The organism is Streptomyces sp. NPDC048671 (assembly GCF_055587045.1).
Map to the genome: position 1 here is coordinate 349,121 of NZ_JBVJHB010000010.1, position 20,726 is coordinate 369,846.

20 protein-coding genes are annotated in these 20,726 nt (G+C 70.3%); 13 read left to right on the forward strand and 7 right to left on the reverse strand.

Features of this window, described 5'->3' with window-relative positions; translation table 11 throughout:
* Positions 1–77 precede the first annotated feature (77 nt).
* Positions 78–1,040 carry a MarR family transcriptional regulator gene (locus ACZ6S6_RS22520; protein WP_469706716.1) on the reverse strand — a complete coding sequence of 321 codons (963 nt, stop codon included), beginning with the start codon at positions 1,038–1,040 and terminating at the stop codon, positions 78–80.
* Positions 1,041–1,531: 491 nt separating this feature from the next.
* Between ACZ6S6_RS22520 and ACZ6S6_RS22525 the strand changes: the two genes are divergently transcribed.
* From ACZ6S6_RS22525 to ACZ6S6_RS22545, 5 genes are all read left to right on the forward strand, one after another.
* Positions 1,532–2,326, forward strand: coding sequence for a helix-turn-helix domain-containing protein (locus ACZ6S6_RS22525; protein WP_362964073.1), 795 nt, complete (start codon positions 1,532–1,534; stop codon positions 2,324–2,326).
* Complete coding sequence (locus ACZ6S6_RS22530; protein WP_469706717.1) at positions 2,323–2,622, forward strand: DUF397 domain-containing protein; 300 nt, start codon at positions 2,323–2,325, stop codon at positions 2,620–2,622. Before ACZ6S6_RS22525 ends, ACZ6S6_RS22530 begins: the two co-directional genes overlap by 4 nt.
* Before the next feature lie 224 nt (positions 2,623–2,846).
* Positions 2,847–3,083 (forward strand): hypothetical protein, encoded by a 237-nt coding sequence (locus tag ACZ6S6_RS22535; protein WP_362964077.1) that lies wholly within the window; start codon positions 2,847–2,849, stop codon positions 3,081–3,083.
* Between the two features lie 49 nt (positions 3,084–3,132).
* Positions 3,133–3,639, forward strand: a complete 507-nt coding sequence (locus ACZ6S6_RS22540) for a DUF6624 domain-containing protein (protein WP_362964079.1) — start codon at positions 3,133–3,135, stop codon at positions 3,637–3,639.
* A gap of 100 nt (positions 3,640–3,739) precedes the next feature.
* Entirely contained in the window at positions 3,740–4,150 is a 411-nt protein-coding gene (locus ACZ6S6_RS22545; protein WP_469706718.1) for a VOC family protein, read from the forward strand.
* Between the two features lie 125 nt (positions 4,151–4,275).
* Here the strand turns inward: ACZ6S6_RS22545 and ACZ6S6_RS22550 are convergent, their stop codons facing one another.
* From ACZ6S6_RS22550 to ACZ6S6_RS22560, 3 genes are all read right to left on the reverse strand, one after another.
* On the reverse strand, positions 4,276–4,998 hold the full coding sequence (locus tag ACZ6S6_RS22550) for a sulfite exporter TauE/SafE family protein (RefSeq protein WP_362964083.1): 723 nt from the start codon (positions 4,996–4,998) through the stop codon (positions 4,276–4,278).
* A complete protein-coding gene (locus ACZ6S6_RS22555; protein ID WP_469706719.1) occupies positions 4,991–5,638 on the reverse strand; it encodes a TetR family transcriptional regulator in 648 nt (215 codons plus the stop codon). The genes ACZ6S6_RS22550 and ACZ6S6_RS22555 overlap by 8 nt, the downstream gene beginning before the upstream one ends.
* A 157-nt stretch (positions 5,639–5,795) precedes the next feature.
* Positions 5,796–7,265, reverse strand: coding sequence for an MFS transporter (locus tag ACZ6S6_RS22560; RefSeq protein WP_469706720.1), 1,470 nt, complete (start codon positions 7,263–7,265; stop codon positions 5,796–5,798).
* 307 nt (positions 7,266–7,572) lie between these two features.
* Between ACZ6S6_RS22560 and ACZ6S6_RS22565 the strand changes: the two genes are divergently transcribed.
* From ACZ6S6_RS22565 to ACZ6S6_RS22580, 4 genes are all read left to right on the forward strand, one after another.
* The gene (locus tag ACZ6S6_RS22565) at positions 7,573–9,174 is read left to right on the forward strand and encodes a class I adenylate-forming enzyme family protein (RefSeq protein WP_469706721.1); all 1,602 of its coding nucleotides are present in this window, start codon (positions 7,573–7,575) and stop codon (positions 9,172–9,174) included.
* A gap of 122 nt (positions 9,175–9,296) precedes the next feature.
* The gene (locus ACZ6S6_RS22570) at positions 9,297–9,680 is read left to right on the forward strand and encodes a Zn-ribbon domain-containing OB-fold protein (RefSeq protein WP_362964125.1); all 384 of its coding nucleotides are present in this window, start codon (positions 9,297–9,299) and stop codon (positions 9,678–9,680) included.
* Positions 9,673–10,803, forward strand: coding sequence for a thiolase family protein (locus ACZ6S6_RS22575; protein WP_469706722.1), 1,131 nt, complete (start codon positions 9,673–9,675; stop codon positions 10,801–10,803). Before ACZ6S6_RS22570 ends, ACZ6S6_RS22575 begins: the two co-directional genes overlap by 8 nt.
* 219 nt (positions 10,804–11,022) lie before the next feature.
* Positions 11,023–12,618 (forward strand): amidohydrolase, encoded by a 1,596-nt coding sequence (locus ACZ6S6_RS22580; RefSeq protein ID WP_469706723.1) that lies wholly within the window; start codon positions 11,023–11,025, stop codon positions 12,616–12,618.
* Positions 12,619–12,733: 115 nt separating this feature from the next.
* Here the strand turns inward: ACZ6S6_RS22580 and ACZ6S6_RS22585 are convergent, their stop codons facing one another.
* Positions 12,734–13,378, reverse strand: coding sequence for a hypothetical protein (locus ACZ6S6_RS22585; protein ID WP_469706724.1), 645 nt, complete (start codon positions 13,376–13,378; stop codon positions 12,734–12,736).
* Between the two features lie 257 nt (positions 13,379–13,635).
* Complete coding sequence (locus tag ACZ6S6_RS22590; RefSeq protein ID WP_362964098.1) at positions 13,636–14,745, reverse strand: citrate synthase 2; 1,110 nt, start codon at positions 14,743–14,745, stop codon at positions 13,636–13,638.
* A gap of 225 nt (positions 14,746–14,970) precedes the next feature.
* On the opposite strand from ACZ6S6_RS22590, the gene pdxH reads away from it, so the two are divergent.
* Together pdxH and ACZ6S6_RS22600 are read left to right on the forward strand one after the other, a co-directional pair.
* Entirely contained in the window at positions 14,971–15,645 is a 675-nt protein-coding gene (gene pdxH / locus ACZ6S6_RS22595) for a pyridoxamine 5'-phosphate oxidase (RefSeq protein ID WP_469706752.1), read from the forward strand.
* Between the two features lie 361 nt (positions 15,646–16,006).
* On the forward strand, positions 16,007–17,401 hold the full coding sequence (locus ACZ6S6_RS22600; protein WP_469706725.1) for a PAS domain-containing protein: 1,395 nt from the start codon (positions 16,007–16,009) through the stop codon (positions 17,399–17,401).
* Between the two features lie 50 nt (positions 17,402–17,451).
* Here the strand turns inward: ACZ6S6_RS22600 and ACZ6S6_RS22605 are convergent, their stop codons facing one another.
* The gene (locus ACZ6S6_RS22605; protein WP_362964103.1) at positions 17,452–18,207 is read right to left on the reverse strand and encodes an SIS domain-containing protein; all 756 of its coding nucleotides are present in this window, start codon (positions 18,205–18,207) and stop codon (positions 17,452–17,454) included.
* A gap of 207 nt (positions 18,208–18,414) precedes the next feature.
* On the opposite strand from ACZ6S6_RS22605, the gene ACZ6S6_RS22610 reads away from it, so the two are divergent.
* Together ACZ6S6_RS22610 and ACZ6S6_RS22615 are read left to right on the forward strand one after the other, a co-directional pair.
* Positions 18,415–19,107 carry a metal-dependent transcriptional regulator gene (locus ACZ6S6_RS22610; RefSeq protein WP_362964105.1) on the forward strand — a complete coding sequence of 231 codons (693 nt, stop codon included), beginning with the start codon at positions 18,415–18,417 and terminating at the stop codon, positions 19,105–19,107.
* Positions 19,108–19,785: 678 nt separating this feature from the next.
* Positions 19,786–20,679 (forward strand): alpha/beta fold hydrolase, encoded by an 894-nt coding sequence (locus ACZ6S6_RS22615; protein WP_469706753.1) that lies wholly within the window; start codon positions 19,786–19,788, stop codon positions 20,677–20,679.
* Positions 20,680–20,726: the final 47 nt, after the last annotated feature.

Sequence of the window (20,726 nt, forward strand, 5' to 3'; positions counted from 1 at the left end):
TTTCGCAGCGTCTTAGCCCTACAGGCTCAGCCTGCGGGGCAAAGCAGTGGGGGCGAGACCGAGCGAGGGGACTCCGCTCAGGGGGCTTTGAGGAGGTCGCGGAGTCCGGCCACGAGCTTGGTGACGTCGCGTTCGACGGGCAGGTCGGCCTGGGCGTCGGTGGCGGTGGTTGCGGGCTGGCGGCAGGGTTGGCAGAGGCCGTCGGGGAGTGCTTCGGGGCGGCCGGGGGTGCCGCATTCGGTGCATTCCATCATCACGCGCCGGACCGGGGTTCCGGCGGGCGGCGGTGTGGGGGTGGTGGGCAGTGCGGGCGGGATTTTGTCGTTGAGGCGGCGGCGGACGAAGCCGACGGGTGAGTCGACGCGGGCGGGCAGTCCGGCGGTGAGGGCGCCGGTGAGGTAGTCGGCGTCCACGCCGCGTGCGAACCACCGCTCGGCCAGGGTCTCCAGGACCGTGCAGTCGGCGGCGGAGAGCGCGAGGCGTGTGTCGACCCGCCCGAGCCCGGCCAGCGCGAGGTACGCGGGGGAGGGGGCGGGGCGCTCGGGCTGCGGTTCTCGCACCGGCGCGGGCGCGGGTTCCCGCACCGGTGTGGGTGCCGGTTCCCGCACGGGTTCCCGCACCGGCTCGGGAACGGAAACGGGCGCGGGGCCGAGGTGGTTCGCCCACCACTCGTTGTCGTGGGCGGTTCGCGACCAGTAGGTCCGGAACACCCACCGCACCTGGTCACCGCCACCGACCGCGCACCGCACGCGCCGCAGGTGTCCGGCGACCGACAGCGCGGTCAGCGCGGAGCTGACGGCCTGCTGCCCGTACAGGGGGAGCTGCTTGGCGAGGCACTTCACGCTCATCGTGGCACCCTCGGGCAGCTGCTCGATGAACCCGGCCACATACCGCTCCCGGAACGGCAGCAGGTCGAAGTCATCTGCGCGGGAGGAGGGTTGGTCCGGAACGGATCGCTTGCCGTAGCCGGGATGGGCCATCGAGTATGGGGCCGACACTGCGAACGCGGACAGGGCGGGACTAAAGTTCTGAACAGCCACGAGATCGGGTCTCTTTCGATCTTGGAGGTCAGACCCCGGCCGGTGTTGGAACACCGTGTCGGGGTCGCTTCGTTCTCGCACCGTAGACAGTCGCGACGCAGCGTCGCAAGCTGTCACCATTAGTCATACTTGCTGGCCGTGACGGGTCAGGGAGGTAGGGAGGGTTTTCCCAACCACCCTTCTTTCCCTACCGGTTAAAAGAAGGCGCTCGAACCTCGGAGCTCGTGGCTCGGAGCTCGAATCCCGAGCCTCAAGCTTCGGGCCGACCCCGCCCCTCCGTACGCTCGAAGGAGTGAACTGTCCCTCCCGAAGCCCGGGACCCGAGCCCCGAGCTGCGAGCTTCGAGGCACGAGCCTCGTGGCCGGGACGGCCGGCGACAGGGCACCCGTACAGATTCTTTGTACGAGTGCGCCGAGGCGTGAACCACGGACAAGGGTGGGAGTGGGGACCGTATGCACCCCAGGAATCGACAGCGCAAGAACGCGTCGGCCATGAAGCTTGTGGGCAAGCTGCTCGGCCTGTTCCGCGTCACGGCGGGTCTGACGCAGTCCCAACTCGCGGATCTGGCAGGGGTGCAGGTGGAAACGATCGCCTCCATCGAACAGGGGCGCCGCTCACTCCTCCCGGACCTGGCGCGCCGGCTGGACCAGCTGCTGGAGACGAAGGGCGCGCTGGCCACGGCCGTGGAGAACCTGCCGGAGGTCGACCTCGTACCGGCCTGGGCCGAGCAGTACATGGACCTGGAACGGACGGCGCTCGCTCTCTCCTGGTACGACAACCAGGTCCTGCCCGGACTGCTCCAGACCGAGGCCTACGCACGGGCGGTCTTCCGCAACCGGGTCCCCGTGTTCAGCGAGGAGAAGATCGCGATCCAGACCGCCTCCCGGCTGGAACGCCAGGAGATCCTGCACCGCAGTGAACCCCCGACGATCAGCTTCGTCATCTGGGAGCCGGTGGTGAGGCTTCAACTCGTCGACGACGAGGCGCATGTGGAGCAGCTCCGCCACCTGCGTACGTGCGCGACGCTGCCGGGCGTCAGCCTTCAGATTCTCCCGCTGAGCCACCGGGCTCATGCCGGGCTGAATGGCCCCTTCACGCTGCTGGAAACACCGGACTATCAACAGGTTGCCTACTCCGAGACCCAGCGCGGCAGCCTGCTCGTCTGCGACCCCGATGAGATCAGCATCCTGTCCCAGAAATATGCGATGCTGCGAGCTCAGGCCCTCAGCCCCGGAGACACCTTGGGCCTGTTGGTCCGTCTGCTGGGAGAGTTGGGAGAGCAATGAGCACTGAACGCGCGTGGTTCAAGTCCAGCTACAGCAGCGACGAGGGAGGCGCCTGCCTCGAAGTCGCCTACGAGTGGCGGAAGTCCAGCTACAGCAGTGACGAGGGCGGCCAGTGCCTCGAAGTCGGCTACGCATGGCGGAAGTCCAGCCACAGCGGTGACGAGGGCGGCCAGTGCGTCGAAGTCGCCGCGCACCCCGCCGCCGTACACGTCCGTGACTCCAAGAACCCCGAGGGCCCGGAACTGGCGCTCCCGCCCGCCGCCTGGGCCGCGTTCACCGCACACGTGGGCCGCTGAGGCGCTGTACGAGCACCGGACCCGTCCCGGGGGTCCGAACGCCATGCTGCCTGTGGCTCAGCTGTACGTGCGCGACGTACCCCTGCTGCGGCTGCCCGGCCAGGCCGATCTGCTCCAGGCGCTGTGGTGCCCTGCGAGCACCCGCCGGAGTACAGGCCCCCGGCCGCGCTGGTCTGGCGAACCGCCGCCGGGGTGACCGACTCGCCGCGCCGCCCGAGCCGTCCGTGCTGGAGTACGGCGACAACTACGTTCCGGAGCCGTGCCTGCTCGCGCCGGAACAGCTCACCGAGTACCCCAACGCGCTCGCTCTGGACCAGGCCCTCACCGCGCTCGACGACCCCGGCACGGCGAACCCGCCCAAGGTCCAGGTCTTCTTTCGGCGGCAGATCAAGTATCCCAACGCCCGGATCCGCTTGTCACCCTTCGCCAGAACGATCTTTTGTGGCTTTTTGCGCGCCTAGGGTTGCGAACGACCAGCACGACGCACCCCTTTGGACTCCAGGAGCAGGAATGACACCCGAAGTCGCCGCAGTGGCGCGGGAGCTCGCGGACATGGCCGCGGCCGACCACCAGGCCGCCGTTCAGGCGAACAGCGACAACCACACGGAGCAGCTGGCGTGGCGTCGTCTGACCGCCCAGCACGCGGATCGCCTCACCGAGATCATGGGCGAGCACGGCTGGCCCACCGCGGAACTGGTCGGTGAGGACGCGGCGCGGGCCGCGTGGCTGATCGCGCAGCACGCCGACCGGCAGCTCGATGTGCAGCGCCGGGCGCTCCGGCTGATGGAGCAGGCGGTGGCAGCGGGCTCAGCAAGCGCGCGGGACCTGGCCTTTCTGCGCGATCGGACACTCGTGAACGAAGGACGCGAGCAGATCTACGGCACGCAGATCGCCGGGGTGCGGGACGGTTCACCGATCCCGTGGCCCTGCGAGGACCCCGAGCGCATGGACGAGCGGCGCGCGGAAGTGGGCATCCCCTCGTTCGACGAGTACGTCGCCCAGTTCCCGGTGGCCTGAGCCGAACGGCCGATGCGCTCACGATTGCCCGCTCGTTAGGCTCCGTCGCCGAGCGCCGGCCGGGCCCACGGCCGGTCCGCGCCCGTCAGGAGGTTGCCCCATGGCCGTCAACGCCGCGGCGCACGTACGCATCGCCCGTCCGTCACGCGATCTCCGGGCGGCGGAGCGCTTCTGGGTCTCCGGGCTCGGGCTCGACGTCCTGTACCGGCACGAGGCCGACGGCACGCCGGGCCGGCACTCGCTGCTGATGGTCGGCCGGCCCGACGCGGCCTGGCACCGGGAACTCGTACACGCCCCCGCCGCCCCCACCGACCCGCGGCCGACCCCCGAAGACCTGCTGGTCATCTACCTCGGCGAACCGGTGCCGGACTCCCTCGTGGAGCGGCTCGAACTGCACGGCGGCAAGCGGGTACCCGCGCACAATCCGTACTGGGACACCTGGGGCGTGACGGTCCGGGACCCGGACGGATATCTCCTGGTGCTCTCCACCAGGAACTGGTCCAACTCCTAGGTTCCGGCCGGGTGGGGCCTTCCGGCCGGGTGGGGCCGCTCCACGCCCAGGAAGGGCGGCCTCGCTTCTCAGGGCGGGCATCGGCATCCAGGCGAGGGGCCTCCGGTGAAGGCGGGCCCCCTCCGTCAGGAGCCGCCGGCCAGCATGACCACCGCGATGACGGTGAGGCCACCGAGCACGATCGGCCGGAAGCGTTCCGCCGGGACCCGCCGGAAGATGCGGTCACCCATGGCCCAGCCCAGCGGCAGGCCCAGTACACCTGCCGCTGTCAGGATCAGCGCGGTAGCGGAGATGTGTCCCAGTGCGACGAAGACGGCGACCGCGACCACGTCCTGCCCGCAGAAGACGGCCTGCAACGTCGCCCGGTAGCGGCGCGGTTCGAGCTTCTGCAGCGCCAGCACCAGCGGAGGGCCGTTCATGCCGGTCGAGGTGAGGAGTCCACCGCTGATGAAACCGGCTGTCCACGTCGTGACGTTTCCCTCGGGCAACCGCACACCGAACGACAGCAGCCCGACCAGCACCAGCAGCGCGCCACCGATGAGCAGCGAGAGGGTGTGCTCGTCGGAGAGGGCGAGCGCGAGCAGGCCGAGCGGCATGCCGAGCACCCCGGCGAGCGTGAGGCGGCGGGCCTGCCCGGTATCCACGTGCAGGCGCTCGCGCCGCCAGGAGCCGGCGGTGAGGACGAGGCTGACCGTGGTGGCCGCGACCACCGCGGTCACCGGGTCGACCACGAGCGTGAGGAGGGGTACGGCGACCAGGGCGGCGCCGAAGCCCGTCACCGCCTGGGCGAGCGCGGCCAGGAGGAAGACGCCGACCGCGGTGAAGGCGAGGGGCAGGAGGTCAGTCATCGGTCGCCGGAGCCGTTCGCTCCTCGTCGTCACGGACGACCCCGTGCAGGAAGCTTCGTACCATCTGCTCGTGCAGCTGCCGCGGTGTGAGCTGGTTCGAGTGCATCGCGGCCGTGAGGGTCGGGTGGGCGGCCCGGTTGACGTTCGCGAACACTCTGGCGCTCTTGGCCGCCGGCCTCATCGCCTCGGTCAGCGTGACGCCCAACGTCAGCTTCTCCAGTCCGTCGAGCAGCTGAACGTGCAGGCGCACGGGGACTCCGCTCTCCGCCAGGTAGACGGCAGCGGACTCGAACATGTCGGTGACCAGGTCGCGCGGGAGGAACTGCAGCAGCACCGGAGCGGCATTGCGGTGCCGAAGGACCACATCGCGAAAGTTCAGGCTGTACGTGATCGCCCACTCCCGCCAGTCGCCGGACTCGGGCCGCCTGGGGATCCTGGTCTCGTACACGATCGCCCGCGTCACCTCCGTCAGGACCTCCGTCTTGTCGGAGAAGTGGTGGTACAGCGACGGCGTCTTGACATCGAGATGCTGGGCCAGCCGGGCCAGGCTGAAAGCTTCCAGCCCCTCGCTGTCGATGATCGCGATGGCTCCCGCCACGGCGGCGGCTCGGCTGATCAAGGGTTTCGGCGGTCGAGCCATTGGTGCGCGGTCTCCTCTGCTCGGCGCCTGACCGGCTCTTGCGATCTCGTAGTGGGTCCCGGCCGGGGGCGGGTGCACGGTGTACGCATGTGCAGGGTATCGCCGTCAATCGATCGGCCCCGCGTGGCCTCGCAGCCACGAACGCCGCGCTGCACGACTATGCCGATGCTCCCCCCGCCGTGACGCCGTCGACCACCGGCGCGGCAGGGGACTCCCGGGCATTGCGCACGCTCGCGTAGGCGATCACTGCTGCCGCGGCGAGAGTCGGAATCACGAACACCAGGAAGATCGAGTCCGCCGCCCAGGAGCGGTCCACCAGTGCGCCGATCCCCAGAGGAGTCGCGATACTGCCGATGCGGCCCAGGCCGGCCGCGATTCCCAGGGCCGAGACCCTCGCCTCGGGACGGAACAGCAGAGGCACCATGACGTACAGCCCGGCATAGGCGGCGTTCAGGCACAGCCCGAGCAGCGCCGCGGCCACCAGGGTGGGGCTCAGCTGGCTGGACACCGAGGACATGAGGGCGAACAGCAGCGCGCCGGCCGCGACGAAACCGGCGGTGACCCGCATGGAGGCGAACCGGAGAGTCAGCGCGGCGAAGAGCAGCATGCCGACCGCGCCACCCAGCGAGAAGAGCAATCCGCCACCGATGCCCTCGTTGTTCGACAGGCCGGCCAGTTTCAGCAGTTTCGGCGTCCAGGTGTTTCCGAAGAAATAAGCGGAGTTGACCAGGCAGAAAGCAATGCACGTGGTGACCAGCGCCCACGATTTCAGGGCGGCGGATCCCACCGCGCCGAGCGACGGCGCCTCGATCGTGCGGTGCTCATCGGCGTCCCCGAGAGTGCCCGGCAGGTTCATTTTCTGGATCAGGGCGTCGAGTTTCTTCCGGGAGGCTTCGGTTCCCTTGGTTTCCAGGTAGTCGGGTGACTCCGGGATTCCCGCGTATGCCACGACTACCGTCGCCGCGGTGATGAGCGCACCGAACACGAATGCCGCGCGCCACCCGAAGCTCGACATCAGAATCGTCCCTGCGGCGCCGCCGAGCACCCCGCCGGCCGGAATGCCGATGGCGAACAGGGCGATCAGGGTGGAGCGCTTACGGGCGGGGCAGTACTCACCGACGATGATCGGCAGGCTGGGGATGATGCCCCCCATGCCGAGTCCGGTCAGAAGCCGCAGCAGAGCGAGCTGGGTGACGTCAGCGGCGACCGCGGAGAGCGCGACGCCGACCGTGATGACGACGAGTGAGCCGATCAGCAGTGGGCGACGCCCATAACGGTCACCGACCGGTCCGAGGGCGATGGACCCCACAGCCATCCCTATCAGACCGCCACTGAAAAGGAGGCCCGACTGGGCGCCGGATATACCCCAGTCATCGGTGATGGGCAGTACGGCGAGGGATATCGAGATGATGTCGTATCCCTCGGCCATACTGACCAGCGCGCAGAGGACGATAACCCGTATCTGGAGTCGGCTGAGCGGGGAGGCATCGATCAATTCGCGCGCTGAAGTCATCGGTTTCCTAACTTGCCGTTGTGGCGCACATGGGCATGGCGGTTCGACCAGTTGCCCACCAGGGGGACCGAGGAATACGCGACCCGCGCGGAGTCGGGAGGCCAGTGGTGACATGGCGTCGACTGCACCTCGGGTCGCTCGGTAAAACTAATGCTCGTCGGTTTACTCGTCAACGCTCAGAGCGTCCGCACATCAATGAGAATAAGCGTCTGTGACGTAGCTCACACGTACTGTTAACCTAATGACCAATGGTTTAGCGTGTGGCTTGCCATCACGGAGACGTGCCCGGTCGGCAGTGCGCAGGGCCAGCCCTGTTCGCGCTTCGCCGCCCCGGGGCGCAGCCGATTCCATTGCATTCGCAGACAGCTCCTGGCAACGCCCCTGCACCGCTGCGGCCGACAGGATGGGAAGGACCGATCCCATGCTCCTCTCACACTTCTTCGATCAAGGATGGAACCTCGATCCGGCGGCGGTCGCATACCGCCACGGCGAGGTCGACTGGACCTTCGAGGAGGCCGGCTCGCTCTCCTGCCGCATCGCGAACGCCCTTCACCGCGACGGGTTCGAGGCCGAGACCAAGGTCGCGGTCCTGTCGCCCAACGATCCGGCCGCATGGCTGTGCGTGATCGCCGCCTGGCGGGCCGGCGGGACCTGGGTGCCGCTCAACCCCATGAGCCCGGTCAGCGACAGCATCGGCTTCATCGATCAGTTCGACTGCGAAGTGCTCTTCTACCACCCGTCGTTGTCGACGGCCGTGGACGAGATCCACGCCGAAGTCGGCGATCGGCTGCGATTCATCCGCCTGGAGGGCGAGGAGAGCGAGGAGGGCGACGGAGGCGACGAGTCCGCTGCCGAGGCACGCCCGTACGCGATCCCGCTCGCCGAGTGGCTCGGCGACGTCCCTGCCACCCGGCCGGCCATCGACGTATCGCCGGACACCGTCGCGATGATCTCGCCGACGGGAGGAACCACGGGCCGGCCGAAGGGTGTGATGAACACGCACCGGAGCTTCGGCACCTGCATCGCCCAGCTGATGCTGGTGATGCAGTACCGCGCGGACGAGTCCGTGGTCAACCTGGCAGCGGCGCCGATGACGCATTCGGCGGGCGTGCTGACACTGCCCGTCAGTGCCCGGGGCGGGGCCGTCGTGGTACTCAAGCGACCGGATCCGGTGGCCCTGCTCGAGTCCATCGAACGGAACGCGGTCACCGATCTGTTCCTGCCGCCCACCGTGATCTACCGCCTGCTCAAGAACCCCGGACTGGCCGGCTACGACCTCTCCTCACTGCGGTACTTCCTCTACGGGTCGGCCCCGATGTCCACCGAGAAGCTTCGCGAGTGCCTGGAGGTGTTCGGCCCGGTGATGATCGAGTCGTTCGGGCAGACCGAGGCACCCGGATCCATCAGCTTCCTGCGGCCCGAAGAACACTTCACCGACGGTGAGGTCGCCGAGGACGCGCGCCTGCTCTCCTGCGGGAGGCCGTCGCCGTTGGTCCAGGTCGAGATCCGCGACGAACAGGGCACCGCGGTGACCGCCGGCGAGCGGGGCGAGATCTGCGTGCGCGGCGACCTGGTCATGAAGGGCTACTACCGCAATCCCGAGGCGACGGCCGAAGCGGTCAGGGACGGGTGGCTGCACACCGGCGACATCGGCTTCCTCGACGCGCAGGGGTTCCTCACCCTCACCGACCGCAAGAAGGACATGATCATCTCGGGCGGATTCAACGTCTACCCGGCTGAGGTCGAGCAGGCCCTCTGGTCCCATCCGGCCGTACAGGACTGCGCGGTGATCGGCGTCCCGGACGCGACCTGGGGGGAGGCCGTCACCGCGGTCGTGGAACTCAACGAGGGCGCGGACGTCGACGTGGCCGAACTGATTACGTGGTGCCGCGACAGGCTGGGTCCGGTGCGGACTCCGAAACGTGTGGACGTCATTGAACGGCTGCCGCGGAGCGTCAACGGGAAGGTGCTCAAGAAGGACCTTCGCGAGCTGTACTGGACAGACCGGACCCGGCGGATCTGACCCGGCCCAACCTCCCGCCGCCGCTGGTCCCGCGCCCGGCTCCCTCCGTACCCGCCCCGCGGCATGTGCCCGACCTGCGCCGGACCTCCGGCTTTCCGAATTTCCAGGAGATGGACCTCGTCATGCTTCCCTCGTTCGACGATGCCGCACTGCGGTGTGATGACACGGGTGTCACACTCCGGGGCTCCCGTTGCTCCAGTTGCGACACCGTGAGCTTCCCCTCCCGCGAGCGGTGCGTGCGGTGCTACGCCCTGGCGAAGCCGATGGATCTGCCCGGCAAGGGAGTCGTCGCCTCTTATTGCACCGCGATGTTTCCCATTGCCGGGGCACAGCCTCCGGTGACCATCGCGCAGGTCCGTATGGACGACTGCGATGTCGAAGTGCTCGGTGTCGGTACGGGCGAGGTGCGGATCGGTGATCCCGTGGCCGTGGTGCCCCGCGTCGTCGGTACGGACGGCGCCCGGTTCACCGCCTACGGTTTCGAGAATCGGGCTGACCATGCGTGACGTATACGTTTCCGGCGTCGGAATGACCCCGATCCTCTCCAGGACGCGGACTCCCGCCCACGTCCAGGGCGGCCAGGCGCTCAAGGCGGCACTCGCGGACTCCGACGCGGCCTGGGCCGAGGTCGGCCTGCTCGTCGTGGGTGCGGTCGGGGCTGGTATGTCCTCGGCACCGCTGGTGCTGCACGAGATGGCGTGGACCGGGATTCCGGCGTTCGCCGTGGAGAACGCCTCGGCCACGGGCACGGCGGCGTTCGAGCAGGCGAGGGAAGCGGTCGCGTCCGGGCGGGTGGAGACGGCGGCCGCGGTCGGCATCGGGAGCCTGGGGGCTCTCCTGATGAGCCGCGCCGCGGAGGACGAGCGGGCGCCGGACCTGATCTCGGTGTCGGGCATGGCGGTCCCGGCCGTGCCGTTCGCGCTGATGAAGCAGGCGCGTATGCACCGGTACGGCGAGTCGGCCGACGCCGGCCTGCTGGTGGTCGAGAAGAACCTGCTCAACGCGAGCCGCAACCCCATGGCCCAGCGCGACAGGGCGCTCACGATGGAGGAGCTGAAGTCCGCCCCGATGCTGGTGGATCCACTGCGCCGGGTCGAGTCCTGCCCCATCGGCGACGGCGCCGCCGCGGTCATCCTCACGAGCCGCCGGTCCGACGCCGGACACCGCGCGGTGCGGGTCACGGCGGCGGTGGCCGAGACGGACAAGTGGCACGCGGCCGCCGCTTTCATGCCGGACCTCGGGGTGACGAGGAGGGTGTCCGCCCAGGCCTATGCGCAGTCGGGCATCCGGCCCGACCAGCTGGACGTCGTGGAGGTCCATGAGGCGTTCAGCGTCGAGGAGTTGCAGTACATCGAGGATCTCGGACTCGCGCCCGCGGGACAGGCCTCGTCCCTCATGGCGGACGGCGAGTTCCACATCGGTGGCCGGGTGGCGGTCAGCCCCAGCGGCGGGCTCATCGGTCGCGGGCATCCGGGGGGAGCCACGGGGCTCGCCCAGTTCGTGGAGATCACGCAGCAGCTCCGAGGAGGCTCCGGTGAGCGTCAGCACGCCGGAGCCAGGGTCGGGCTCGCGCAGATGATCGGGGCCGGCGGGGTGAACTACGCGCACGTCCTGGTCGGCGAGGACTGACAGCGGGCGGGTACCCGGTCGACCGGTCGCAGACGGCCGCTCGGCTACCCGGTCGACCGGTCGCAGACGGCCGCTCGGCTACCCGGTCGACCGGTCGCAGACGGCCGCTCGGCTACTCGGTCGACCGGTCGCAGACGGCCGCTCGGCTACTCGGTCGACCGGTCACAGGCGGCCGCCGGCCCGGCCCACGCGGTCGGACAACGAAAGGGAGACGACGACATGAACCGCGAAGGCGTCCGTGTCTACATCAACGGTGACATCCGGACGATGGCCGGTCCGACCGCCGTCACACCGACGGCTGTCGTGTGCGCGAACGGCCGGTTCGTGGCCGTGGGCCCCGATGCCGAGATGCTGGCCCTGGCCACCGAAGGCGCCGAGGTGGTGGATCTGGGCGGGGCCGTGGTCGTCCCGGGATTCATCGAGACACATCTGCACCCGATGATGTGGGGGCTGATGCTGGCCGGCGTCGATGCCACACCGGCCGCGTGCCCGACGATCGACGAGGTCATCGTGGCGCTGGCGGCACGCGCCGAGCGGACCCCTGAGGGACAGCTCATCGACGCGTGGGGGTTCGACGACAGCCTGGTCGCGGACGACCGCGGTCTCACCGCCGCGGACCTCGACAAGGCATCGACGCGGCACCCCGTCCTGGTACGGCACGCTTCCGCGCACGGCGTCTACGTCAACTCGGCCGCCCTGGAGTCAGCCGGCATCGATCAGCGCACCCCGGACCCGGCCGGCGGCGTGATCGTCCGTGACACGGACGGATCACCCACGGGGGAACTGCGCGAGATGCCCGCGATGCTGCTGTTCCCCGATTCCGTGCCGTCGATGGATCTAGACCGGGGCCGGCAGGCGGCGCTCCGCGCGCAGGAGGCGATGGCCCGGGTGGGGGTGACGAGCTTCCACGACATGTTCGTCACCGCCGAGATGTACGACGCCTACCACCGGCTGGACACCGACGGCGATCTGCGTCTGCGGGCGCGCCTGTACCTCTGTCACGGTGTACACGATCAGCTCGGCGAGCTCGCCGACCCGACGGATCACCTGACGGTGGGCGGCGTCAAGCTCATCTCCGACGGCTCCATCCAGCTCCACACCGCCGCGCTGACCGACCCGTACCACGACCTGGGCGGCTGCCACTGCGGCGGAATGGCGATTCCGCCCGGCAGTCTGGACGCCCTGGTGGCCGAGAACCACGCGGCCGGCCGGGCGGTCGCCATCCATACCAACGGCGATCAGGCCATCGACTTCGCCCTCGACGCGATCGGCCGGGCACAGGCCGCGCACCCCGGGCAGGTGCTGCCCCACCGCCTCGAACACGTGCAGACGCTGCGCGAGGACCAGATCGGACGCATGGGTGAACTGGGCGTCGCCGCATCGATCTTCGTCAACCACGTCTACTACTGGGGCGACAGGCACCGGGACCGGTTCCTCGGCCCGGCTCGCGGCGAGCGGATCAGTCCGGTTGCTTCGGTGGCGGCCGCCGGCCTTCCCTACGCCCTGCACTGCGATTGCCCGGTCACGCCGGTGAACCCGCTCTTCACCATGAACACCGCGGTGCATCGCGTCACCCGGAACGGCGATGTGCTGGGCGCGGATCAACGCGTCACTCCCTACGACGCGTTGGCCGGCTACACCACCGCCGCCGCTCGCGTCACCGGGGAACACTCCGGGAAGGGGAAGATCGCGGCAGGGCACTTGGCGGACTTCGTGGTGCTCGACGGCGACCCGCTCGGCGAGGGGCCGGCGGATCTGTCCGGCCTGCGGGTCATACGTACGGTGGTCGGCGGAGAGACGGTCTTCGAGGCGTGAGCGCCACAGCGATCATGACCACGACCACGGCCACGCCCGAGTAGGGACGCCCTGGCGCCGGCCGGGCATGTCGTCAGGGACGAGATGCCCGGCGCACGGACACAGGAACGGATTGTCAGTTGGTCCAGAGGACCGGGCTGTCGCTGTACGCGTCACCCTCGTCGAACGAGGCGGCCACGATGGGCGTGGTCTTCGTGGCGCTGAGCGAGCAGGTCTCGTACGACGCGCCCTTGGTAGTGAAGTCGCGGGGCGCCGTGTCGTTGTCGCACTTGCCCGGAAGATCGCCGATCAGGACGATGCCCGTGGGGCCGCCGCCCTCCAGCTCGCCGCGCAGCTTCAGTGACGAGTACGCCAGGTCGGTGCCGCCGACGTTCTCCACCTTCATCCGGATGTAATAGGGCGTCATGCCCTTCGCCTTCGCGCCGAATCCGGCCATGTCGGCCTCGGCGCCCTTCTCGATCGCCGTGACGGTCACGGCGATGGTGCCCTTCTTGTCGGTCCCGTACTTGAACGGCAGAACCGCCTTGTCGCCGATCTTGAGCTTCGTGCCCGGCGCGGTGGTGTCACCCTTGGCCGGCGCCGCGCCGTCGTCGCCGGGGTCCGCGGACGGGCTCTTGCTGCCCGGATCGGACGATGTCGGGGCGGACGCCGAAGGCGAGTCCTGTGCCGATGACGAGTCGTCGCCGTCGTTGCAGGCCGTGAGCCCGAGCGCCATGGCGGTGAGACCGGCCGCGAAGATGATGCGTCCCTTGTGCGTCATTTTGACCTAACTGGCGGTGAGGGCTGCCGCGTACGACAGCCGGTGCGTTCAACAACTGGACGAGGCGTCCGGCCACGCGGCCGGACGTGCCGCAGCGGCGCGACGACGGCAGTCCGTCACCGAGGCGCCATGACGCATCTCAGGATGCGGCGGGAATGACACAGGCATGCCACAGGCGTGCGACGGGTGCGGCACGGCGACGCCCGGACGCCCGCGCCGGTCGCGTCGACGGGCGCCCGGCAGTTGTCGAACCGTCCTCAGTTGCCCAGGTCGCCCAGCTGATCGAAGCCCGGGATCTCCCGCGGGCTGCGCGTCCCCGGCCCGATGTACGTGGCCGAGGGCCGCACCAGGCGGCCCGTCCGCTTCTGCTCCAGGATGTGCGCCGACCAGCCCGCCGTACGGGCACACGTGAACATCGACGTGAACATGGGCGCCGGGACCTCCGCGAAGTCCAGCATGATCGCCGCCCAGAACTCCACGTTCGTCGCCAGCACTCGGTCCGGGCGGCGCGCGTGCAGCTCCTCAAGGGCGGCCTTCTCCAGGGCCCGCGCCACCTCGAAGCGCGGTGCGCCCAGCTCCTCGGCCGTGCGGCGCAGCACGCGGGCGCGGGGGTCCTCGGCGCGGTAGACGCGGTGGCCGAAGCCCATCAGCCGCTCGCCCTTGTCGAGGGCCTTCCGCACGTACGCGGCGGCGTCGCCGGTCCGCTCGATCTCCTCGATCATGCCGAGCACCCGGGACGGTGCGCCGCCGTGCAGCGGGCCCGACATGGCGCCCACCGCGCCGGAGAGCGCGGCGGCCACGTCGGCGCCGGTCGAGGCGATGACGCGGGCGGTGAACGTCGAGGCGTTCATGCCGTGCTCGGCGGCCGACGTCCAGTAGGCGTCCACGGCCTTCACATGGCGGGGGTCCGGCTCGCCGCGCCAGCGGATCATGAACCGTTCGACGACGGACCCGGCCTTGTCGATCTCGCTCTGCGGGACCATCGGCACCCCCTGCCCGCGCGCCGACTGGGCGACGTACGAGAGCGCCATGACGGCCGCCCGCGCCAGGTCGTCGCGCGCGGTCTCCTCGTCGATGTCCAGCAGTGGTTTCAGCCCCCACACCGGGGCGAGCATCGCCAGCGCGGACTGCACGTCGACCCGGATGTCACCGGAGTGGACCGGGATCGGGAAGGGCTCGGCCGGCGGCAGACCGGGGTTGAACGCCCCGTCGACCAGCAGCCCCCAGACATTGCCGAACGACACCTGGCCGACGAGATCCTCGATGTCGACCCCGCGGTACCGGAGCGAACCGCCTTCCTTGTCGGGTTCGGCGATCTCCGTTTCGAACGCGACGACTCCTTCGAGTCCGGGTACGAAGTCGGACATCAGGCGGCTCCCTCGGATCGGCGGCTGCGGGCGGGACCCGAAGGGCCCGCCCCACGATATTGGCGGGTTCCGACGTGACCGGGAAGCGTGACATCCGGCACAGCTCCCCGTTCTCTCCCCGAACGGTTGATGACCCTCCTCGCCGGGCAGACTGGGCCGCTGCGGCAGGATGAGCGTGTGTCCACCGCAGATTCCTCCTTCGATTCCACCACCGATCCGGCCGCGATGCGCGAGCAGTACCGTTCCGAGAGCTTCGCCGAGGACAGCCTGGCCGCCGACCCCATGCAGCAGTTCGCCCGCTGGTTCCGGCAGATCGCCGCAGGTGGGATGCTCCACGAGCCGAACGCCATGGTCGTGTCCACGGCGACGCCCGAGGGCGTCCCGTCCTCCCGCACGGTGCTGCTGAAGATGTACGACGAGCGCGGATTCGTCTTCTTCACCAACTACGAGTCCCGCAAGGGCCGCGAGCTGGCCGCCAATCCGCGGGTGTCGCTGCTCTTCCCCTGGCACCCGCTGGCCCGCCAGGTCATCGTCACCGGCACCGCGGCCCGCGTGGGCCGCGAGGAGACGGCCGCCTACTTCCGTACCCGCCCCCACGGCTCCCAGCTCGGCGCCTGGGCGAGCGCGCAGTCCACGGTGATCGGCTCCCGCGACGAGCTGGTGCGGCGTTACGAGGAGCTGGCGGCCCGCTACCCGGAGGGCGAGCAGATCCCGGCGCCCCCGCACTGGGGCGGCTTCCGGGTCGTTCCCGGCACGATCGAGTTCTGGCAGGGCCACGAGAACCGGCTGCACGACCGGCTGCGCTACGTACGGGAGGCCGGGACCGGGGCTGAGACCGGGACCGGGAGCGGGACCGGCGACGGCCATGGCGGCTGGCGCGTCGAGCGGCTGTGCCCGTAGATCGTCCCCGCCTCCGGACGCGCAGAAACCCGCAGGCTCTGGTCCCTCCTTGCGGAGGAGCCGGCCGGACTTACCGGCGAGCCTGCGGGTCGGTGACTGCTTGGGATTGGCCGGCGACCGGCCTGCACTGCGAAGAGCGCGACGACGGGCGTCAGCCCGCAGTCACCTCACGAGTCCGAAGAGAAATCACTTCCGGAGCACCTCCTTTCATGTGTACCCGCAGCCTAGGAACCGCCCCACGGGCCGCACAACCGAATTATCCGTGCCATCGATTTCGGTGAAGTCGCTGTGTGCTGGGTCACGTTCGAGTTCAATGGTCTGACGTGCAGCAATGCCGGACACGTCCTGCGAGGGGTACGGGATGAGTGCTTCCAGAAGCAGCGGAACCACCGACGCCCTCGGGCCCGAGGAAGGCCCGGAGGCCGGTCCCGGGGCGGTCCGGGGGGCGGAGCTGCTGGCGGCCCTGCTCGACGGAATGGACGCGGCGCTCTGCGCCTTCGACGCGGACGGCACCGTCACCCACTGGAACCGCGAGGCCGAGCGGATTCTTGGCTGGTCCGCCGAGGAGGCCGTCGGACGGCCCGGTTTCGCCGGATGGGCCGTGCGCCGGGCGGACGTGGACGAGGTGCAGGGGCGGCTGATGGCCGTCATGGACGGGCCGGGGCGGCAGGTGCACGAGTTCGCGCTGCTGCGCAAGGACGGCGGGCGGGTGCTGGTGCGGACCCAGTCGGCCGGGGTGCGGGGCGCGGACGGGAAGCCAGCCGGGGTGTACTGCGCGTTCAGCGAGGTCCATGCGCAGATCGACCTGGAGCGGGCCATCGCGCTGAGCGAGGCGCTGTTCGAGGACGCGTCATGGGGTGTCGTGCTCGTCGACGTGGACCTGCGGCCGACCGTCGTCAACGCCCACGCCGCCCGCGCGCTCGGCGGCGGCCGGACGACGCTGCTGGGGCGGCCGCTGGGCGAGCTGATCGTGCAGGGCGTGGAGGACCTGGAGGGCGCGCTCCAGCACGTGCTGGCCGCGGGCGCCCCGCCCGCCCCCGCCGAGCTGTGGGTGACGCTGCGGACGGCCGAGGGCAACCGGCGGCGCTGCTGGCGCAGCGGCTTCCTGCGGCTGGCCTCGCCGCTCGCCGAGGAGCCGGTGCCGCTGGGCGTCGGCTGGCTGTTCCGGGACGTCACGGAGGCGAAGCTGGCCGCCCAGGACGCGGACCGGGTGCGCTTCCGGTCGAATCAGCTGCACCGGGCCTCGCGGTCGGCGGCCGAGTGCGAGGACCCCATGGAGGCGGCGACCACCTCGCTCGACTACGCGCTCGCGGGCTTCGCCGACCACGCGCTGGTCGACCTGGTGGCGGGGGAACGGCTGGTCCGCGCGGCGCAGACGCCGTCCGATGCGCCGGGCCCGTGCCTGCCGGTGGCCGGCGGCGGCATCCCGCTGCGGTACGTACCGGGCCATCCGGCCCTTCAGGCGGTGGACCGCACGGGCTCGGTACGGGCCACGGCGGGGGCGGCACGGGCCGCCGGGGAGTGGGCGGCCGAGCGCCAGTGGCCGGCCGACTCGGTGCACGCCCTGTGCGCGGTGCTGCGGAGCCGGGGGAGGACGCTCGGCGTGGTGACGTTCCTGCGCTCGGCCAACCGCGCCGCCTTCGAGCGCCCGGACGCGGTGTACGCGGAGAGCATGGCGGACCGCGTGGCGGCCTCGGTGGACCTGTACCAGTCGCTGGGGGAGGGTTCCGGGGGTATCAGCCCGTCCGGCGGCTGAGGGGACGGAACCCTCGCGCCGGTGGCGGCCCCCGGTACCCACTCGGGCCCTCAGTGCCGGTAGAAGATCCGGTCCGCGTACTGCGTCATCACGCGCCCGTTCCACTCGTGGCCGCCGTCGACGTTCCCCGACCGCAGCAGGGGCGGCTCCACGCCCCGCTCCAGCAGCCGTTCCGCCGCCGCCGCCATCATCGCCTGCATCACCGCGCTGGTGACCACGGTCGACGCGGGCGCGAACGGTGCCTCGATGCCGTCGACGTCCAGCTCCGCGTCACCGATCGCGATCTTGCTGTCGAGGACGATGTCGCAGTGGTCCCGCAGGAAGCCGCCCGAGCTGTGCCGGGACCGGGTGCCGTCCGCGTACGCGACCGAGGTGACGCCGATGACCTTCACCCCCAGCGCACGCGCGTTCATCGCCATCTCCACCGGCAGCGCGTTGCGCCCGGACAGCGAGATGATCACGAGGAGGTCGCCCGCCCTCGCGGGGCTGGAGTCGAGGACCGCGCCCGCGAGGCCGTCGACCCGCTCCAGCGCCGAGCCCAGGGTCGCCGGCATGACGTCGACCCCGAGTGCGCCGGGGACGGCCAGGAGGTTCATCAGGGCGAGCCCGCCCGCGCGGTAGACGACGTCCTGGGCGGCGAGCGAGGAGTGCCCGGCGCCGAAGGCGAAGAGCCGGCCCCCGGCCTCGACGGTGTCGGCGATCGCGGCACCGGCCGCCGCGATGTTGCCGGACTCCTCGTCGCGCACCCGCTCCAGCAGGCCGATCGCTGCGTCGAAGAACTGACCGGCCAGCTTGCTTTCGCTCATCTGAGGAGGGCCTTTCCGGCGGAATGGGGGTGACCAGGGCGTCCGTACCGCCGATCACGTTGCGGTCTGGACCAGTGACATGTCAATACCGCGAGGGCCGCTCCGGCCCACTCCGATGCACCACATCGGACCGACGAGGCACGGTTGTCGGTGGTATGCGTCAGAATTGGGTCAGGGCCAGCGCACGATTGCATCGAGGGGCACGAAATGTCCGGACTGATCGACACAACGGAGATGTATCTCCGCACCATCCTCGAACTTGAAGAGGAAGGCGTGGTCCCCATGCGCGCCCGGATTGCGGAACGGCTGGACCAGAGCGGTCCGACGGTCAGCCAGACGGTGGCGCGCATGGAGCGCGACGGTCTGGTTCAGGTCGCGGGCGACCGGCATCTGGAGCTGACGGAGGAAGGGCGCCGACTGGCGACCCGCGTGATGCGCAAGCACCGGCTCGCCGAGTGCCTGCTCGTCGACGTGATCGGCCTGGAGTGGGAACAGGTCCACGCCGAGGCATGTCGCTGGGAACACGTGATGAGCGAAGCCGTGGAGCGGCGGGTGCTGGAGCTGCTGCGCCACCCGACGGAGTCCCCGTACGGGAATCCGATCCCGGGCCTGGAGGAGCTGGGCGAGAAGGCCGGGGCCGATCCGTTCCTCGACGAGGGCATGGTGAGCCTCTCGGATCTCGACCCGGGCGCCGAGGGCAAGACCGTGGTGGTCCGCCGGATCGGTGAGCCGATCCAGACGGACGCCCAGCTGATGTACACGCTGCGGCGGGCGGGCGTGCAGCCCGGTTCCGTGGTCAGCGTGACGGAGTCGCCCGGCGGAGTGCTGGTCGGCAGCAGCGGGGAGGCGGCGGAGCTGGACTCCGAGGTGGCGTCGCACGTCTTCGTCGCCAAGCGCTGAATCGTGGCCACGCACTGAATCGTGGCCACGCACTGAAGCGATCGCCACGCACGAGGCGTGGCCACGCCACTGAATCGTGGCCACGTACTGATTCACCGCCGGGCGTTCACCCGCGGGCGAGCACCGAGCGGCCGGCGGCCGGTGTCCGGTTCACGCCTCCCAGGCGGTGCCGGGCACCGGCCGCCGACGTCCGCTTCCCGTCTTTTCCGTCCGGAATTGCAGCGCTCGGACGGATCGCGTGCCAGGCTGTGGCTGAGGGATACCTGAGAGTGTCGGCCGCCTGGCCGCGCGGTCGGGGAGGGGAGCAGGGTATGCGCCCGTCGTGCTGGCAGGTCCGGCCTGCGCACCGGATGAGACACGCACCCACGCCCGCGTCGGGCCCCGGCCCAGGGCCCCATGAACGACGGTTGGCCCCGGCGCCTCACGGCGCCGGGGCCTGTCCTCCCCTGTTCCGACCTGGAGCCCCGAGCTCTTCAGGTCGTTCCCTGCGGGCCCTCATCCCCGAGTGGCCCGCCTCCCGGAGAAGATCTCCCCTCCGCGGCCGACGTCAATCCTTGGAAGCGGTCACTCGAACGAGCGGTGTTGTGTGCCGGAACCCGGTTTTCGAATAAGAGTTCGATACGCTGGCGGAACGCGACCACGTGGTGTTCGAGGGACCAGAAGGGGGTGCCAGAACATATGGTGCGGCGCATCGATGTGACCGGAACCGACGGCGTACGCCTCGCGGCCTGGGAGTTCGCCGATCCGCCCAAGGAGCGCGCGGAGGGCGAACGCGCCCCCGGCGTCCTCATGCTGCACGGCCTGATGGGCCGGGCCTCGCACTGGGCCTCCACCACCCGCTGGCTCGCCGAGCGGCACCGCGCGGTCGGCCTCGACCAGCGCGGCCACGGCCGCAGCGACAAGCCGGCCGACGGCTCGTACACGCGCGACGCGTACGTGGCCGACGCCGAGGCCGCGATCGAACAGCTCGACCTCGGCCCCGTGACCCTCGTCGGGCACGCCATGGGAGCGCTCACCGCCTGGCAGCTCGCCGCCAAGCGCCCCGACCTCGTCCGGGGGCTGGTCATCTGCGACATGCGGGCCTCCGCGCTCGGGGCGGCCTCGCAGCGGGAGTGGGAGGACTGGTTCACGTCCTGGCCGGTGCCGTTCGCGACGCTGTCCGACGTACGGAAGTGGTTCGGTGAGGACGACCCGTGGGTGGAGCGGCCCAATCCGTCGCGCGGTGAGTTCTTCGCCGAGGTGATGGCCGAGCGCGCGGACGGCTGGCGGCCCGTCTTCTCCCGCCGGCAGATGCTCCAGTCCCGCGCCACCTGGGTCTTCGAGGCGCACTGGGAGGAGCTGGCCCAGGTCGGCTGCCCGACCCTGGTGCTCCGGGGCCTCGATGGCGAGCTGGGCCGGGCGGAGGCCCAGGAGATGGTCCGGGTGCTGCCGCGCGGGCAGTACGCGGAGGTGGCCGACGCCGGCCACCTCGTCCACTACGACCAGCCGGAGGGCTGGCGCGCCGCGGTCGAACCCTTCCTGGAGCAGCTGGCCGAGGACAACCGCGACGACCGGGAGCCGGTGTCTCCGTGACGCCGGCCGGCAACCACGTTACGCAGAGGCTCACCCTCACGGGCCGG